Source organism: Flagellimonas myxillae, from assembly GCF_023502235.1.
In the GTDB taxonomy this organism is placed as follows: Bacteria; Bacteroidota; Bacteroidia; order Flavobacteriales; family Flavobacteriaceae; genus Flagellimonas; species Flagellimonas myxillae.
The window spans coordinates 1-16,007 of sequence record NZ_JAMFLY010000004.1; the positions used below are offsets into that span (position 1 = coordinate 1).

At 42.8% G+C, this 16,007-nt stretch carries 17 protein-coding genes; 10 read left to right on the plus strand and 7 right to left on the minus strand.

Going from position 1 to position 16,007, the window contains the following annotated elements; translation table 11 throughout:
* The first annotated feature begins 241 nt into the window (after positions 1–241).
* The 5 genes from thrS (at position 242) to M3P07_RS15255 (ending at position 4,192) form a co-directional block, all read left to right on the plus strand.
* The gene (gene thrS, locus M3P07_RS15235; RefSeq protein WP_249970794.1) at positions 242–2,182 is read left to right on the plus strand and encodes a threonine--tRNA ligase; all 1,941 of its coding nucleotides are present in this window, start codon (positions 242–244) and stop codon (positions 2,180–2,182) included.
* Positions 2,183–2,218: 36 nt separating this feature from the next.
* The gene (gene infC, locus M3P07_RS15240; RefSeq protein WP_262710861.1) at positions 2,219–2,767 is read left to right on the plus strand and encodes a translation initiation factor IF-3; all 549 of its coding nucleotides are present in this window, start codon (positions 2,219–2,221) and stop codon (positions 2,765–2,767) included.
* Positions 2,768–2,816: 49 nt separating this feature from the next.
* Positions 2,817–3,014 (plus strand): 50S ribosomal protein L35, encoded by a 198-nt coding sequence (gene rpmI / locus M3P07_RS15245; protein ID WP_073181711.1) that lies wholly within the window; start codon positions 2,817–2,819, stop codon positions 3,012–3,014.
* A gap of 91 nt (positions 3,015–3,105) precedes the next feature.
* Positions 3,106–3,450 (plus strand): 50S ribosomal protein L20, encoded by a 345-nt coding sequence (gene rplT / locus M3P07_RS15250; RefSeq protein ID WP_249970795.1) that lies wholly within the window; start codon positions 3,106–3,108, stop codon positions 3,448–3,450.
* 91 nt (positions 3,451–3,541) lie between these two features.
* Positions 3,542–4,192 (plus strand): SGNH/GDSL hydrolase family protein, encoded by a 651-nt coding sequence (locus M3P07_RS15255; protein WP_249970796.1) that lies wholly within the window; start codon positions 3,542–3,544, stop codon positions 4,190–4,192.
* On the opposite strand, the gene M3P07_RS15260 is transcribed toward M3P07_RS15255, so the two are convergent.
* Positions 4,173–4,595: a secondary thiamine-phosphate synthase enzyme YjbQ gene (locus M3P07_RS15260; protein WP_249970797.1), complete on the minus strand. Its 423-nt coding sequence runs from the start codon at positions 4,593–4,595 to the stop codon at positions 4,173–4,175. The two genes, M3P07_RS15255 and M3P07_RS15260, sit on opposite strands and share 20 nt — an antisense overlap.
* Before the next feature lie 72 nt (positions 4,596–4,667).
* Here M3P07_RS15260 and M3P07_RS15265 point away from each other — a divergent pair, with 72 nt between their 5' ends.
* Complete coding sequence (locus M3P07_RS15265) at positions 4,668–5,459, plus strand: HAD family hydrolase (RefSeq protein ID WP_249970798.1); 792 nt, start codon at positions 4,668–4,670, stop codon at positions 5,457–5,459.
* Complete coding sequence (locus M3P07_RS15270) at positions 5,456–5,968, plus strand: cupin domain-containing protein (RefSeq protein WP_249970799.1); 513 nt, start codon at positions 5,456–5,458, stop codon at positions 5,966–5,968. The genes M3P07_RS15265 and M3P07_RS15270 overlap by 4 nt, the downstream gene beginning before the upstream one ends.
* On the opposite strand, the gene M3P07_RS15275 is transcribed toward M3P07_RS15270, so the two are convergent.
* The 5 genes from M3P07_RS15275 to tgt form a co-directional block, all read right to left on the minus strand.
* Positions 5,965–7,179: an asparagine synthetase B gene (locus M3P07_RS15275; RefSeq protein ID WP_417952752.1), complete on the minus strand. Its 1,215-nt coding sequence runs from the start codon at positions 7,177–7,179 to the stop codon at positions 5,965–5,967. The two genes, M3P07_RS15270 and M3P07_RS15275, sit on opposite strands and share 4 nt — an antisense overlap.
* A 109-nt stretch (positions 7,180–7,288) precedes the next feature.
* Positions 7,289–8,833, minus strand: a complete 1,545-nt coding sequence (dnaB, locus tag M3P07_RS15280) for a replicative DNA helicase (protein WP_249970801.1) — start codon at positions 8,831–8,833, stop codon at positions 7,289–7,291.
* A gap of 167 nt (positions 8,834–9,000) precedes the next feature.
* Positions 9,001–9,954 carry an acetyl-CoA carboxylase carboxyltransferase subunit alpha gene (locus M3P07_RS15285; RefSeq protein ID WP_249970802.1) on the minus strand — a complete coding sequence of 318 codons (954 nt, stop codon included), beginning with the start codon at positions 9,952–9,954 and terminating at the stop codon, positions 9,001–9,003.
* Between the two features lie 108 nt (positions 9,955–10,062).
* Complete coding sequence (locus M3P07_RS15290) at positions 10,063–11,145, minus strand: LptF/LptG family permease (protein ID WP_249970803.1); 1,083 nt, start codon at positions 11,143–11,145, stop codon at positions 10,063–10,065.
* On the minus strand, positions 11,145–12,275 hold the full coding sequence (gene tgt, locus M3P07_RS15295) for a tRNA guanosine(34) transglycosylase Tgt (protein ID WP_249970804.1): 1,131 nt from the start codon (positions 12,273–12,275) through the stop codon (positions 11,145–11,147). The genes M3P07_RS15290 and tgt overlap by 1 nt, the downstream gene beginning before the upstream one ends.
* A gap of 155 nt (positions 12,276–12,430) precedes the next feature.
* On the opposite strand from tgt, the gene M3P07_RS15300 reads away from it, so the two are divergent.
* The 3 genes from M3P07_RS15300 to M3P07_RS15310 are packed head-to-tail and all read left to right on the plus strand — an operon-like array spanning position 12,431 to position 14,909.
* Positions 12,431–13,276, plus strand: coding sequence for a transketolase (locus M3P07_RS15300; protein ID WP_249970805.1), 846 nt, complete (start codon positions 12,431–12,433; stop codon positions 13,274–13,276).
* Positions 13,277–13,292: 16 nt separating this feature from the next.
* A complete protein-coding gene (locus M3P07_RS15305; RefSeq protein ID WP_249970806.1) occupies positions 13,293–14,246 on the plus strand; it encodes a transketolase family protein in 954 nt (317 codons plus the stop codon).
* A gap of 51 nt (positions 14,247–14,297) precedes the next feature.
* Positions 14,298–14,909: an outer membrane beta-barrel protein gene (locus M3P07_RS15310; RefSeq protein WP_249970807.1), complete on the plus strand. Its 612-nt coding sequence runs from the start codon at positions 14,298–14,300 to the stop codon at positions 14,907–14,909.
* 56 nt (positions 14,910–14,965) lie between these two features.
* Here the strand turns inward: M3P07_RS15310 and M3P07_RS15315 are convergent, their stop codons facing one another.
* Complete coding sequence (locus M3P07_RS15315) at positions 14,966–15,976, minus strand: FKBP-type peptidyl-prolyl cis-trans isomerase (protein ID WP_249970808.1); 1,011 nt, start codon at positions 15,974–15,976, stop codon at positions 14,966–14,968.
* Positions 15,977–16,007: the final 31 nt, after the last annotated feature.

A 16,007-nucleotide genomic window follows, 5' to 3' on the forward strand; every position in this document is an offset into this window, starting at 1 on the left:
GAGAGGTTTAAATGATACGGCAAAACAATTTTGAAAAAAAATCAAAAAAAATTACTATCAACTGACAATCAAATAATTACAATTGAAATAAATGCTTCCACCCCATTTATCAAGCCTCCTTAATTTACAAGGGAACTAGTAATATACTGAAAGAAAGTGAAATAGCAATATGCACCACATACTATTGTAAGCATCATATCAAGATAGTATCTTTGCGCACCATCCAAAATAAGGAGAACAAATGATTGAGATTACATTGCCCGATGGCGCAGTAAAAAAAGTTGCTGAAGGCACCACTCCCCTAGAAGTTGCAAAAAGCATCAGCGAAGGTTTGGCCCGAAACGTTATTTCCGCAAAATTTAATGAAACCGTAGTGGAAACCGTAACCCCGTTGACCGAGGATGGCACCCTTACTTTATTTACTTGGAACAATGATGAGGGAAAGAAAGCTTTCTGGCATTCATCATCCCATGTATTGGCACAGGCACTTGAAGAACTTTATCCAGGAATAAAACTCACTATTGGACCTGCCATTGAAAACGGGTTTTATTACGATGTCGATTTTGGGGACCATCCCATATCTGAAAAAGACTTTCCCAATATAGAAAAGAAGGCCCTCGAGATTGCACGTGGAAAACACGACTTCGAAATGCGAAGCGTTTCCAAAGCAGATGCTCTTTCCTATTATAAGGGACAACAAAACGAATATAAGGTAGAACTCATTGAGAATCTGGAGGATGGTACCATCACATTTTGTGACCATAGCTCCTTTACCGATCTCTGTAGGGGTGGGCACATTCCGAACACAGGAATTATAAAGGCCATAAAAGTACTGAGTGTTGCCGGAGCCTATTGGAGGGGGGATGAAAACAAAAAGCAACTCACCCGTGTATATGGAATCTCCTTTCCAAAACAGAAAGAGCTCACAGCATATCTACAGCTTCTGGAAGAAGCCAAAAAACGAGACCATCGTAAACTCGGTAGGGAGCTTGGGCTATTCACGTTTTCCCAAAAGGTTGGTCAAGGACTTCCACTATGGTTGCCCAAAGGAGCAGCATTGCGGGAGCGCTTGGAGCAATTTCTAAAAAAAGCACAAAAGAAGGCCGGATACGAAATGGTGGTGACACCCCATATAGGTCAAAAGGAACTCTATGTGACATCTGGTCATTATGCTAAATACGGGGAAGATAGTTTTCAACCCATACACACACCCAAGGAGGACGAGGAATTCTTGTTGAAACCCATGAACTGTCCCCACCACTGTGAAATTTATAATAGCAGTCCCTTTAGCTATAAGGATTTACCCATTAGATATGCTGAATTTGGAACGGTATATAGGTACGAACAAAGCGGAGAGCTACACGGGCTTACACGCGTTAGGGGTTTTACCCAGGATGACGCCCACATTTTCTGTACACCCGACCAACTCAATGAAGAATTTAAAAACGTTATTGATCTTTCGCTTTATGTTTTGAATTCCCTTGGATTTGAAAATTTTACTGCCCAAGTCTCTGTGCGGGATTTGGACAAGCCAGAAAAATATATCGGTGAACCCGAAAATTGGGAAAAGGCGGAGCAGGCCATCATCAATGCAGCGGAGGAAAGGGGGTTGAATTTTGTTATTGAACCCGGGGAAGCTGCCTTCTATGGTCCAAAATTGGACTTTATGGTCAAAGATGCCCTTGGGAGAAAATGGCAATTGGGGACCATTCAGGTGGATTACAATCTACCCGAGCGATTTGACCTCACCTATAAGGGAAGCGACAATGAACTGCACAGACCAATTATGATTCACCGCGCACCCTTTGGTAGCATGGAACGATTTGTGGCATTATTGTTGGAACACACGGGTGGAAACTTCCCATTGTGGCTTATTCCAGAGCAAGCTATAGTATTGCCTGTCAGTGAGAAACATGAAAAATATGCGGAAAAAGTTTTGAATTCACTGGAAAATCACGAAATTCGCGCGCTCATTGACAATAGGAATGAAACGGTAGGGAAGAAAATCCGTGAAGCCGAACTCAATAAAATCCCCTTTATGCTCATCGTTGGTGAGCAGGAAGAAGCGTCAGAAACCATATCGGTAAGAAGGCACGGGGGCAAGGATTATGGAGGTATCAGCATCAATGAATTTTCCGACTTGGTAGCTACTGAAATAAATAGTACCTTAAAGTCGTTCTAAGAATTTTAGTTTAATTAAAAAGTATACGTCATAGCAATACGAAGAAGATTTAGACCCCAACCTAGGAGGGAAAACAAAAACCCTCATAATATCAATGATAAAATCACGGCCCCAGAGGTAAGGCTTGTTGGGGATAATGTTGAAGTAGGGGTATACCCTATTTCAAAAGCAATGGCCAAGGCCAATGAACTGGAACTTGATTTGGTGGAAATATCACCCAAAGCAAATCCACCAGTTTGTAAAATTATAGATTATAAAAAGTTCCTTTACGAACAAAAGAAGCGGGAAAAGGCCATGAAGGCCAAGGCCACTAAAGTTATTGTAAAGGAAATCAGGTTTGGACCCCAAACGGATGATCACGATTATGCCTTCAAAAAAAGGCATGCCGAGAAGTTTTTGAAGGACGGTGCCAAACTAAAAGCCTATGTCTTTTTTAAAGGACGGTCCATTGTTTACAAAGACCAGGGTGAAATATTGTTGCTGCGTTTGGCCCAAGAGTTGGAAGAACTTGGAAAGGTGGAACAAATGCCAAAGTTGGAGGGAAAGCGAATGACCATGTTCATCGCCCCAAAAACAAAAAAATAATAAAGCGGGATACCGGAGCTTATCTGGTATAATTTATAAAGAGGAGAAAATGCCTAAAATGAAAACAAAATCCAGTGCCAAAAAGCGGTTTAAGCTTACTGGTTCTGGTAAAATTAAAAGGAAGCACGCTTTTAAGAGTCATATTTTGACCAAGAAATCCAAAAAGCGTAAGCTTAAGTTGACACACTCTACTTTGGTACACGAGTCCGATGTCAACAGTATTAAAGAACAATTGAGACTTAAATAAATTGTTCAAACAGGTACATTAATTATTAACCATGGAGTCAGGCTTACAAAGAGTCAAATGTTGACCGCCTGCTACAAAAAAATGAAACATTATGCCAAGATCAGTTAATTCAGTTGCTTCTAGAGCCAGAAGAAAAAAGGTAATGAAGCAAGCCAAAGGTTACTTCGGAAGACGTAAAAACGTTTGGACAGTAGCCAAAAATGCGGTTGAAAAAGCAATGCTTTATGCGTACCGCGACAGAAGAAACAAAAAACGTAATTTCCGTGCCCTATGGATCACCCGTATCAATGCAGGTGCCAGATTGCACGGAATGTCCTACTCTCAATTTATGGGAAAGGTTAAATCCAACGGTATTGAATTGAACAGAAAAGTTCTTGCCGATTTGGCCATGAACCACCCAGATGCCTTTAAGGCCATTGTTGAAAGAGTAAAATAAGAGTTAATATAAACTTACCCCGCTTATTAAGATCCCGCTCAATTGAGCGGGATTTTTGTATTTTATATGCATGTTCGGAATCCGAAAAACTATGCTTCTGGTTTTTATGGGATTGGGCTGCAATGGCATGGCCCAAAATGATAGCATTTCATTTTTATCCCTGGGCGATAGCTATACCGAAGCAACCTCCGAACTAGCGATCAACAGTTGGCCCTATCAATTAAGCTTGCAACTACGCAAAAAGAAGGTGGCCATAAAAGACCCGCTAATTATTGCAAAAGTAGGCTGGACGACTACAGACCTACTACAAGCGATTGAGGAGAAAAATCCCAAACCGGTTTATGATCTTGTTTCGCTTTTGATTGGGGTTAACAACCAATATCAAGGCAAGGATTTTGAATTATTTGAACGGGAATTTCCAGAGCTTCTTCAAAAGAGTATCGTTTTCGCAAAAAATGACCCCAAGCGTGTTATGGTACTTTCCATTCCAGATTGGACGGTTACCCCATTTGCACGGTTTAAGGACAAGAAGCGAATCATTAAGGAACTCCAGGCCTATAATAAATTCATTGAGCAAGAAACCAAAAATCGCGGGGCTACATTTATTGATATCACGAAAATTTCCAGGAATGCCAGTCTTAGGCCTGATTGGATTACCCATGACAGCCTCCACCCTTCCAAAAAGATGTACAAAGCCTGGGTAAGGAAAGTCCAGAAAGATTTTAAATTCCAATCGCCGTAAGGATCAATTTTCTTCCTGATGCGTGGTCACGATGCTCGCACAAGTAAATTCCCTGCCAAATGCCCAAGTTGAGTTTTCCATTGGTTATAGGAATTTGAACCGAAGCCCCCAAAAGCGAAGCTTTAATATGAGCAGGCATATCGTCTGGTCCCTCGTAAGTATGGATATAGTAGGGCGCATTTTCAGGGACCATTTTGTTAAAGTGGCTCTCAAAATCCACCCGAACCGTTGGATCCGCATTCTCGTTGATGCTCAAACTGGCAGAGGTATGCTTTATAAATACCTGCAGTTGTCCAGCCTTGAGGTTCCGAATCTCAGGAATTGCATCCAATACTTCAGCGGTAATTAGGTGGAACCCCCTGGAATGGGGCCTTAATTGTATTTCTGATTGATACACATTCATATGGAACGAAAATAATATAAACTTTACATCATTCTGTCGACTTCACATACCTTTGCAGCTTAATTGAACGAAATGGATTTATCCCAAATAAAAATGGTCGTCACCGATATGGATGGAACACTTTTAAATTCCAACCATGAGGTAAGCCCTAGGTTCTTCGAAATCTTTACGGCCCTTCAGCAAAAAAACATCCAATTTGTGGCCGCTAGCGGAAGGCAGTATCACAGCATTGTTGATAAACTAAAGCCCATAAAGGAAGAAATACTGGTTATTGCCGAAAACGGCGCGCTGGTCAAGGACAAAGACCGGGAGCTCCTGGTTACTCCCATACAACAGGACCTTAAGGACGAGCTATTGGAGGTCATTGACCAAATTGAGGGGGCACATGCCATGCTCTGCGGAAAATACAATGCCTATTTTGATGGAAGGTCTGCTGCATTTCTTGGGGATTTAAAAGAATATTACTCCAATTATGAGATACACGAAAGCTTGAAGGATGTTACCGACGAGATTATCAAGATAGCCGTATATCATAATCAAAATGCCGAAACACATATCTACCCGGCCTTAAAAGATTTGGAACATTTGCTCAAGGTAAAAGTTTCTGGCCTGTACTGGGTAGACCTTAACCACTCTGACGCCCACAAAGGCTACGCCTTGGAAAAACTAATGAAGGCCCAGGGACTTTCATCCAACGAGGTGATGGTCTTTGGTGATTACAACAACGATTTGGAGATGTTGGAGCTGTCCGATTATAGCTTTGCCATGGCCAATGCCCATCCCAACGTAAAAAAAGTGGCTAAATTTAACACGGCCAGCAACGACGATTTCGGGGTTGAACGCATATTGGAGCAATTGATATGAGCCCCATCGAACTCTTGATCGAAAAGTTTGAACTAGCACCCCACCCTGAAGGGGGTTATTTTAAGGAAACCTATAGGAGCAAGGGTTCCATAGCTTTGGATGCATTGCCACAAGAATATGAGGGGTCGCGTAATTTTAGCACTTCCATTTATTTCCTGTTGACCTCGGATACCTTTTCCGCATTCCATAAGATTAAACAGGATGAAATTTGGCATTTCTATGCGGGTTCCCCCTTGATGCTTTACATTATTTCTGAATCAGGAGAGCTTTCGGAGCATTGCATAGGCAATGATTTTGAAGCTGGTGAAGTGCCACAACTTGTAGTTCCAGGCAATCATTGGTTTGCTGCCCAAACCATAGAAAAAGACAGTTATTCATTTGTAGGATGCACTGTAGCCCCAGGTTTTGATTTTGCAGATTTTGTATTGCCCGAAAGAAAAGAGCTTTTGGAAAAATTTCCTGAACACAGCAAGCTCATCGCGAAATTTACCCGAACAGGAGAGTTTTAGGTCTTCTGCTTTTTCTTCTTGGCAGCCGGAAACAAAACATTGTTCAAAATCAGTCGATACCCTGGAGAGGTAGGGTGCAGCTCCAGTTCGGTCTTTGGGTCTCCTACCCTATGCTGATAATCCTCTGGGTCGTGGCCACCATAAAAGGTAAAAAAGCCCTTCCCCTTGATACCGTGAATATATCGCGCCTCTCCGTTGAGTTTGCTTTCACCCAAAATCATGACCGTTGGTTTTATCTCCTTCCGGGTAAAGGAAGTGGTCTGACCCATAAATCCCTTGACCAGACTGGTATGGTTCTGGGTCAGCATCGTGGGTACGGGATCCCATTTGGCCGAGAATTCCATCAAGGAAAAATAATCGGATTCGCGAGGAATATCCCGTCGCTTATTGGTCATGTCAATGGATGAAAATTCGTAACGAAGGGGATTTCGTTCCAAAATAAAATTGGTAAAGGCAAAGGTATTTCCGTAGTTAAGCTTGCCTTGATAATTGGCGTCCGAGGGATCACCATCAAACATGGGTTCGCAGATATCGACGTTTTCCGCGGCAAGTGCAATATCAAAACTATCTGTGGCAGAGCACATGGCAAACATAAATCCCCCACCAATCACATAATTTCTGATCTTGAGCGCTACTGCCCGTTTCTCCTCGGATACTTTATTGAACCCCAACTTTTGGGCTAAGGCTTCAGCCTCCCTCTTGCTTTCAATATACCATGGCGCGGCCCTATAAGCTCCATAAAATTTGCCAAATTGCCCGGTAAAGTCCTCATGGTGCAGGTGAAGCCAATCGTACAGGGCTAGCTTATCATCCAGCACTTCTTCATCATATACCGTTACATAGGGAATTTCAGCATAGGTAAGAACCATCGTCACTGCATCGTCCCAAGGATGGTTTCCCTTTGGGGAATATACCGCAATCTTAGGGGCCTTTTCCAAAATAACGGCCTCTTGATTCTGCGAAGGACTACTAATTCCTTCAAGCACGGACTCGGCCTCTGCATCCGATAGGATTTCAAAGGAAACCCCTCGAATTTGGCACTCTTTTCTTATAACCTCCCCATCGGGCAACAAAAAGGAACCGCCCCTATAATTGAGCAGCCAATGCACTTTTTGCTGTTTGGTGAGGACCCAATAGGTAATTCCGTAAGCTTTTAAATGGTTTTCCTGGCTATCGGCATCCATTGGAATAAGGATTACGGAAGCTGTAATGGAAAATGAAAAAAGGAAAAGGGAAAACGTTAAAAGGAGATTTCTGGCATTAGATTGAAATAATCGGCCACCTCTCGACTGCGCTCGTGGAGGTACACAATTAATACTCTTAAAAAGGTACGTCATTATCCGGGTCATCGTCACTGTTCATTGCACTGCCAAATGCCTCATCAGTATTGGGCAGGTTGGGTGTAGCAAAGGGGTTGTCCTCATTTGCATTCATCTTTGATTGGAACTCAAATGGGGAATCAAAGTCATCCAAGTTATCAAATTTACCGAGCGCTCCAATGAACTTTAACCTAATATTATCCAATCCACCATTACGGTGTTTGGCTACAATGAACTCTGCTTGACCCTGGGTAGGTGTACGTTCTTCATCATCCCACTCGTCAATTTTATAGTACTCCGGCCTATAGATAAAGGAAACAATATCCGCGTCTTGCTCAATGGCCCCGGACTCCCTCAGATCGGAAAGAATCGGTCGCTTACTACCACCCCTGGTCTCTACGGCCCGGGAAAGCTGTGACAATGCGATTACTGGCACATTCAGTTCTTTTGCCAAGGCTTTTAAGTTTCTGGAAATCGTGGAAATTTCCTGTTCCCTATTTCCACCTTTTTGGCTTCCTCCGGCCGTCATCAACTGCAGGTAGTCAATTACTATCAGTTTTATACCGTGTTGGGAAGCAAGTCTTCTGGCTTTGGCCCTAAGGTCAAAAATGGAAAGTGAAGGGGTGTCGTCTATAAACAAAGGTGCTTTTTCCAACGCCTTTACCTTTACGTTCAACTGTTCCCACTCGTGCTTTTCCAAACGTCCCGTTCTCAGTTTTTCGGAAGACAATCCTGTTTCTGAAGAAATCAAACGGGTTATTAACTGTACCGATGACATTTCCAAGGAGAAAAAAGCCACTGGAATTTCAGAGTTAACGGCAATGTTCCTTGCCATGGAAAGCGTTAAGGCGGTTTTTCCCATACCTGGTCTAGCCGCCACAATCACCAAATCGGAAGGTTGCCATCCCGAAGTGAGCTTATCCAATTTGTCAAACCCGGATGGGATTCCACTCAATCCTTCCTTATTGGAAATTTCCTCAATCTTCTTTTTGGCTTGAATCACCAAATTTTGTGCGGTTTCGGCAGAACGTTTCAAATTGCCCTGGGTAACCTCGTATAATTTTGCTTCTGCATTATCCAAAAGATCAAAAACATCGGTTGAATCGCTATAAGCGTCTTCGATGATCTCGTTGGAAATCTTGATTAGACTTCTTTGGATGTACTTCTGGAGAATAATTCGGGCATGAAACTCAATATGGGCTGAGGAAGCCACTTTTTGAGTCAATTTTATCAGGTAAAAGTCGCCCCCCACCGCTTCGAGGTGCCCGTCTTTCTTTAATTGCGCTGAAACGGTTAATAAATCAACTGGTTCGGAAGATTCGAACAATTTGAAGATGGCCTCGTAAATGAATCTGTGTCCGTCTTTATAAAAAACTTCAGGATGTAGGATATCTATTACTTCGTCTACTCCTTTTTTGTCAATCATCATCGCTCCCAACACAACTTCCTCTAAATCAACCGCTTGTGGAGGTATTTTGCCACGCTCCAAATTAATGATGGTTGACTTTTCGATTTTATGGCCGATAATTGGGCTGGGCTTGTCCATAGCTACGAAAGTAGGTATTTAACCTTTAGTTAACTTTAAATTTCCATGCTGTGATGTCCACAGGTCATTAACAAAGTTAATGTTGATAACTCTGAAAAAATGTTAATAACCCAAAATAGTTTGAAGAAAAAATCTGAAAAAAACAAGGAACCTCCAGAAACCCTTGATTAACCGTTAAAGACACCCATAGAGGCGTATTTTTCCATTCTAGATTTTACCAATTCTTTTGGTGATAACTTTTTGAGTTCCTCAAAATGGGCAGAAATTTTATTTTTTACCGCCTCAAAAGTTTTATCACGATTGGAATGTGCACCCCCAAGCGGTTCCTTAACAATTTCATCCACTAGCTTCTGTTTTTTCATGTCAGAGGCGGTAAGCTTAAGGGCATCGGCGGCTTGTTCCTTGAACTCCCAACTCCTCCAAAGAATAGAGGAACAGGATTCTGGGGAAATAACGGAGTACCATGTATTTTCCAACATCAAAACCTTGTCGCCCACTCCAATTCCCAAGGCACCTCCTGAAGCACCTTCTCCGATGATCACCACAATGATCGGCACCTTAAGTCGGGTCATTTCCAGAATATTTCGTGCAATGGCCTCTCCCTGTCCGCGCTCTTCGGCTTCAATACCTGGGTAAGCACCTGGAGTATCGATAAAGCATACCACCGGGATACCAAATTTCTCTGCGGATTTCATTAAACGCAAGGCTTTTCGGTAACCCTCTGGGTTCGCCATTCCAAAGTTTCGGTATTGGCGTGTCTTGGTGTTGTATCCTTTTTGTTGACCAATGAACATATAGCTTTGATCCCCAATTTTACCTAAACCCCCAATCATGGCCTTATCGTCCTTTACCGTACGGTCGCCATGCAATTCCAGGAAGGTATCCCCACAAATGGCATTTACATAGTCCATGGTGTAGGGCCTATTGGGATGCCTAGATAACTGAACGCGTTGCCAAGCCGTCAAATTCTTGTAGATGTCCTTGCGGGTTTCTTCCAGCTTTTTTTCAATCTGCAGGCAAGTCTCTGTGACATCAACATTGCTTTCTTCCCCAATGATCATACATTTTTCAAGTTGATCTTCAAGTTCTTTGATGGGAAGTTCAAAATCTAAATACTCCATGAAAAGTTGGTTTCAACAAAATATAGGGGTCAAATATATAACATTATTTAGGATACCCTAGCCCCCTGTTTTAGGATTTTTAAAATGGAAAAATAGGAAAATATGTGCTTACCGTTTGGCCTTCATTAACATGTAAACGGCAAATGCCCCGAACAACAGATTGGGAATCAATACCGCCAAGAATGGGGAAAATCCAGACTGCTCTGCCAAAGTTCCAAAAACCTTGTCAAAAAAGATATATACAAAAGCTACCCCGATACCAAAGGCTAGGTTAAGACCCATGCCTCCCCTGCGTTTAACAGATGAAACGGCCACCGCGATTATGGTGAGTACAAAGGCAGCAATGGGCAAGGCCCAACGTTTATATTTTACCAATACATAGGCATTAATGTTGGAGGCTCCCTTGCTCTTTTGATCTTCAATAAAGTCGTTGAGCTCAAACAGGTTTTTGGTTTCCGCCACATAGGAAACGGGTGTAAGATCTTCAATCTTGAACGTAAACAAGGTATCCAACCTACGCTTGGTCTCCATGATTTCGACCCCGTTCCTTAATTTTCGTTTCACATAGTTGGTCAATCTATAAATACTGTCCCGCTCCACCCATCGGATATTAGCAGCAGAGATTTTGTAGTCCAATTGCTTTATGGAATCAAAGTGCTCGAAAGTAAAATTGTACCCAATCTTTCTGCTTGGCTCAAATCTGCTTACGTAGATATAGTCGGACTCATTCAATTGGTTGAAAATATTGGATGTTTCCTGGACCTTTCTTCCCCTCTTGAAATACTTGTATTCAAACTCGTTAAAACCGATACTGGCATTGGGTACGATAAACATCCCCATCATAAAAATTAGGATGGCCACCAGGGACGCTCCAATAAAATAGGGACGCAAAAAACGCCAATATGAAACCCCCGAACTTAAAATGGCGACTATCTCCGTATTACTCGCCAATTTAGAGGTAAAGAAAATAATGGACAAGAACAGGAATATGGGCAGCAGAAGATTTCCGATCACCAAGGTGAAGTTTCCATAATACACGATAACCTCGCTCAAAGGGGCCTCGTTATCTATGATCTTCCCCACCTTTTCGGCCAAATTGGCCATGATTCCAATTGGGATAAAGAGCAACAGCATCCCCAAAAAGGTGACCAAATAACGTCTTAGTATATATCTGTCCAGTATTGTGAGCATTACAACCTTTTATCCATTTGTTGAACCATTTTGGTTTTCCATTCCAGAAAATCCCCCGCTAAAATACGTTCTCTGGCAGTACGCACCAACCACAAATAAAAACCGAGATTATGGATGGTCGCAATTTGTTTGCCCAAATATTCATTGGCAGCAAACAAGTGCCTTAAATAAGCCTTGGAATATTCGGTGTCCACAAAGGTGGTTCCCATTTCATCAATAGGTGTAAAATCGTCCTCCCACTTTTTGTTTTTTATGTTGATGGTACCATGGGCCGTAAACAACATGCCATTTCTGGCATTACGGGTGGGCATTACACAATCGAACATATCCACACCCAGTGCAATATTCTCCAAAATATTAATAGGTGTCCCAACACCCATTAAATAGCGTGGTTTATCTTCCGGTAGCACATCGCAGACCAACTCCGCCATCTCGTACATTTCTTCCGCCGGTTCCCCCACGGAAAGTCCACCGATTGCATTTCCCTCTGCCCCAACTGAAGCGATATACTCTGCCGATTGCTTTCGTAAATCCTTAAACGTAGATCCTTGAACAATTGGGAAAAAACTTTGGGAGTATCCGTATTTATAAGGCAAATTTTCCAAATGGGAAATGCACCTATCCAACCATCTATGTGTCAAATGCATGGATCGCTTGGCATAATTGTAATCGCATGGATAAGGTGTGCACTCATCGAAGGCCATGATGATGTCAGCTCCTATGGTGCGTTGAATCTCCATTACATTTTCTGGGGTGAAGGTATGAAGTGAGCCATCAATATGCGATTTGAACTTAACCCCCTCTTCTTGGATTTTTCTATTGTTGGACAAAGAGTATACCTGATAGCCTCCACTATCGGTAAGAATGTTTCGATCCCAACCCATAAACTTATGAAGTCCTCCGGCCTGTTCCAAAATTCCAGTGCCCGGCCTCAGATATAAATGGTAGGTATTGCCTAAAATAATGTCAGGATTGATATCATTGGCCAACTCCCGCTGGTGAACCCCCTTTACGGAGGCTACAGTACCAACTGGCATAAAAATCGGGGTTTGGATACTCCCGTGATCCGTGGTTAATGTCGCGGCCCGGGCCTTGCTGTTTTTGTCCTTCTTTACTAAGGTAAATTCCAAATGTCACAATTAAGACCGCAAATATAGCGATCTCAATTCCAGAAAGCCTTAACAAAAAAATAAAGTTTGTTCCGAAAACCGTTTCGTAAAATAATGTGCAAGTGCTTGTATAACAAAGTGAATGCCGTTACTTTTGAAGCCTTAAAATCAATACAATGCCAAACACTCAAGAATTACAGGATCTAGTTACCCAGGTGCGTAGGGATATTTTACGCATGGTCCACAAGGTAAATTCCGGACACCCAGGAGGTTCCTTGGGCTGTACCGAATATTTTGTAGCCCTTTACAATGAAATCATGGAACTCAAAGATGGCTTTGACATGGATGGAATTGGCGAAGATGTCTTCTTCCTTTCCAATGGCCATATTTCGCCTGTGTATTACAGTGTTTTGGCTCGTAGGGGCTACTTCCCAATAGACGAATTGAATACCTTTAGATTGATAGATTCCCGCCTACAAGGGCACCCAACCACGCACGAAGGTTTACCAGGGGTGCGGATAGCTTCCGGTTCTTTGGGACAGGGAATGTCGGTTGCCATTGGTGCGGCACAGGCCAAAAAATTAAATGGGGATGACCATTTGGTATTCAGTCTACATGGAGATGGAGAACTACAAGAAGGACAGAACTGGGAAGCCATTATGTATGCTGCCGGAAACAAGGTGGACAACTTGATTGCCACAGTGGATAGAAATGGGCAACAGATTGATGGAGGCACCGAAGATGTATTGCCTTTGGGCGATGTTGCTGAAAAATTCCGTGTTTTTGGTTGGGACGTTTTGGAAATTGAAAACGGAAATGACTTGGAACAAGTGATCGACGGATTAAACGAGGCCAAGAGCCGAACCGGAAAAGGGAAGCCAGTTTGTGTGGTGATGACCACGGAAATGGGCAATGGAGTGGACTTTATGATGTACACCCACGCATGGCACGGCAAGGCACCAAGCGACGAGCAGTTGGAAACAGCCTTGGCACAGAATCCAGAAACATTAGGTGACTATTAATTCGTAAGACAAAGACATGACTAAATATACAGATCAAGGAAAACAGGATACCCGTAGCGGCTTTGGAGCCGGAATGACAGAACTGGGCCGAACCAATCCAAACGTTGTGGCCCTTTGTGCCGATTTGGTGGGTTCCCTAAAAATCCAAACGTTCATTGACGAGAATCCTGAACGCTTTTTCCAGGTTGGAATTGCAGAAGCCAATATGATGGGAATTGCAGCTGGTTTGACCATTGGAGGGAAAATTCCTTTTACAGGGACTTTTGCCAACTTTTCCACCGGAAGGGTCTACGACCAGATTCGCCAATCCATCGCCTACTCTGACAAAAATGTAAAAATCTGTGCCTCCCATGCTGGTATTACGCTAGGTGAGGATGGGGCAACGCACCAGATTTTGGAAGATATAGGTTTGATGAAAATGCTTCCTGGCATGACCGTGATCAACCCTTGTGACTTTAACCAGACCAAAGCGGCTACCATCGCCATTGCTGAGCATCATGGACCGGTATATTTGAGGTTTGGTAGGCCTAAAGTGGCCAACTTTACCCCAGTTGACCAAAAATTTGAAATTGGGAAGGCCCTTATGCTCAATGAAGGTACTGATGTAACCATTATTGCTACCGGGCATTTGGTATGGCAAGCCTTGATTGCAGCCGAAAATTTGGAGAATCAGGGCATTTCTGCGGAAGTGATCAACATACACACGATCAAACCATTGGATGATGAAGCCATTCTGGCCTCGGCCAAGAAAACAGGATGTGTGGTCACTGCCGAGGAACATAATTTTCTAGGTGGATTGGGTGAAAGCGTTTCACGTGTATTGGCCATGAACCACCCTACTCCACAAGAGTTTGTCGCCACCCAGGACACCTTCGGTGAAAGTGGAACTCCCGATCAATTAATGGATAAATATGGCTTGAACAATAAAGCCATTGAGGCTGCCGTTTTAAGAGTGTTGAAACGAAAATAGTTTTCGGTATCATCTTTGATACTCTTCAACCAATTAAAAAACGAAGCACATATGAAAAAAACACTTTTCATTGCAGTGTTGGCCCTAATGGGTACAGCTGCGTTCGCCCAAAGCGGTTCTGGCTTTGGAATCAAAGCAGGTATTAGCTACAACAAAAACGGTGATCTTATTGGTACGGTCGGTGATGCCGCCCAGAACATTAAAGAAGGCGCCGAAGGTAAAACAGGATTTCACGCAGGTTTCTGGGGCAAACTGGATTTTCCCAAAATTTATTTGCGGCCAGAAATTGTCTATTCCAAGACCAAGAGTACCTATAGCGTGAATGGAGATTCCAACGATTATGATGTGTCCAAAATTGATGCCCCTATTTTATTGGGATATAAATTGATTGGTCCATTGCACATTTTCGCCGGCCCGGCTTTTCAGTATACCCTTAGCAACGATTTAGGGGATTTGGAGGTAGAAGACGTGAAAAACGACTTTACCGTGGGACTTAATACCGGAATCGGGGTAAACCTCGGAAAAGTAGGTTTGGATGTTCGTTATGAAAGAGGATTCTCTGAAAACGAGGCCGAATTCATCGGAGACAATATTACTGACATCTCTGGTCGGGTTGATTCCAGACCTTCGCAAGTAATCTTTGCACTTTCCCTGAAACTGTAAATTGTACTTTACTAAACGACAATAAAAAAGCCCCGAGTTTCTCGGGGCTTTTTCTATTAGTTTGCATCTGGGTCCAAATAATTGGGAACCCCGTCGTTGTTATCATCTGGGAGGTCATCTAGGTTGATTTCACCTTGATCGTTGGTAATCTCATCCCTTGTAGAAACCCCATCCCCATCGTCGTCCGCATCCTGGAAATTGGCAAATGCCACAGTAGCGGGTTCGGTATCGGCATCCGTGTTATCGTCGTACAAGAAACCATTTTGGTTTGCGTCCTCTAATATGGACGGAATTCCATCCCCGTCATGGTCCGTTTGGTTCATAGTAAACAAATCAATCGTAAACATGAGTGGGCTGTACTGTGGTATATCAGGATTTACACGGTTAAAATTGCCCAATCCCGAAGGGAAAATGATCAACCCAACACCATAATCGTCTACGGTAACCGTACCATCACCATTATCTATAATATTTTCTACATCCCCTATTTTAAAGTTGGGAATTCCTTCTGAAAATCCCCTAAACCCTTGGGTCAAATCTTGAAGCCTCGCCAAATCAAACCAAACCGCATTATTAAGGGCCCCATCAAAAGACGATCCATCCAATAGCTTTCCTTCATAGCGTACAAATACAGAATCTGCAACACTTGGAAAACACTCTGGGCAATCAATTCTTTCCTGTTCAAGTTCCTCATAGGAATGACTTGCAGAGAGATAGTATAAGGTGTGAGGTATGTCGTCCTCATCTTGATCTAATAACCATTCAAAATCGGACACATTGATCGTAGCCTCCCTTACAAATTCACTAAGTGGAGTTTTATCGGCGTTTGCACCGGCAATGGTATCAATTTTAATTCTATTGTTAAAGTTCGCTGAAGGATTGGCGAAATCTTCATAATTGTAGAAATGGGTCTGCAAAAATTCCTTGATCTCGGTATCGTTCTCCGCAGCTACTTCCGCCAGCAGTCTTGGGGGTACAATTTCAACATTGGGTCCACCCTCATCATCGCTACTGCAGGAGGAAAACAAGAACAAGGCAAACATAAAAACTAAAAACCAGTGCTTCATCAAGTACATTATTTAGCTGCGCAAGATACAA

Excerpts from the sequence above, each read along its gene's own strand:
- thrS (WP_249970794.1), top strand. The coding sequence starts at position 242 with ATGATTGAGATTACATTGCCCGATGGCGCAGTAAAAAAAGTTGCTGAA.
- rpmI (WP_073181711.1), top strand. The coding sequence starts at position 2,817 with ATGCCTAAAATGAAAACAAAATCCAGTGCCAAAAAGCGGTTTAAGCTT.
- rplT (WP_249970795.1), top strand. The coding sequence starts at position 3,106 with ATGCCAAGATCAGTTAATTCAGTTGCTTCTAGAGCCAGAAGAAAAAAG.
- M3P07_RS15255 (WP_249970796.1), top strand. The coding sequence starts at position 3,542 with ATGCTTCTGGTTTTTATGGGATTGGGCTGCAATGGCATGGCCCAAAAT.
- M3P07_RS15260 (WP_249970797.1), bottom strand. The coding sequence starts at position 4,595 with ATGAATGTGTATCAATCAGAAATACAATTAAGGCCCCATTCCAGGGGG.
- M3P07_RS15265 (WP_249970798.1), top strand. The coding sequence starts at position 4,668 with ATGGATTTATCCCAAATAAAAATGGTCGTCACCGATATGGATGGAACA.
- M3P07_RS15270 (WP_249970799.1), top strand. The coding sequence starts at position 5,456 with ATGAGCCCCATCGAACTCTTGATCGAAAAGTTTGAACTAGCACCCCAC.
- dnaB (WP_249970801.1), bottom strand. The coding sequence starts at position 8,833 with ATGGACAAGCCCAGCCCAATTATCGGCCATAAAATCGAAAAGTCAACC.
- M3P07_RS15285 (WP_249970802.1), bottom strand. The coding sequence starts at position 9,954 with ATGGAGTATTTAGATTTTGAACTTCCCATCAAAGAACTTGAAGATCAA.
- M3P07_RS15290 (WP_249970803.1), bottom strand. The coding sequence starts at position 11,145 with ATGCTCACAATACTGGACAGATATATACTAAGACGTTATTTGGTCACC.
- M3P07_RS15300 (WP_249970805.1), top strand. The coding sequence starts at position 12,431 with ATGCCAAACACTCAAGAATTACAGGATCTAGTTACCCAGGTGCGTAGG.
- M3P07_RS15305 (WP_249970806.1), top strand. The coding sequence starts at position 13,293 with ATGACTAAATATACAGATCAAGGAAAACAGGATACCCGTAGCGGCTTT.
- M3P07_RS15310 (WP_249970807.1), top strand. The coding sequence starts at position 14,298 with ATGAAAAAAACACTTTTCATTGCAGTGTTGGCCCTAATGGGTACAGCT.
- M3P07_RS15315 (WP_249970808.1), bottom strand. The coding sequence starts at position 15,976 with ATGAAGCACTGGTTTTTAGTTTTTATGTTTGCCTTGTTCTTGTTTTCC.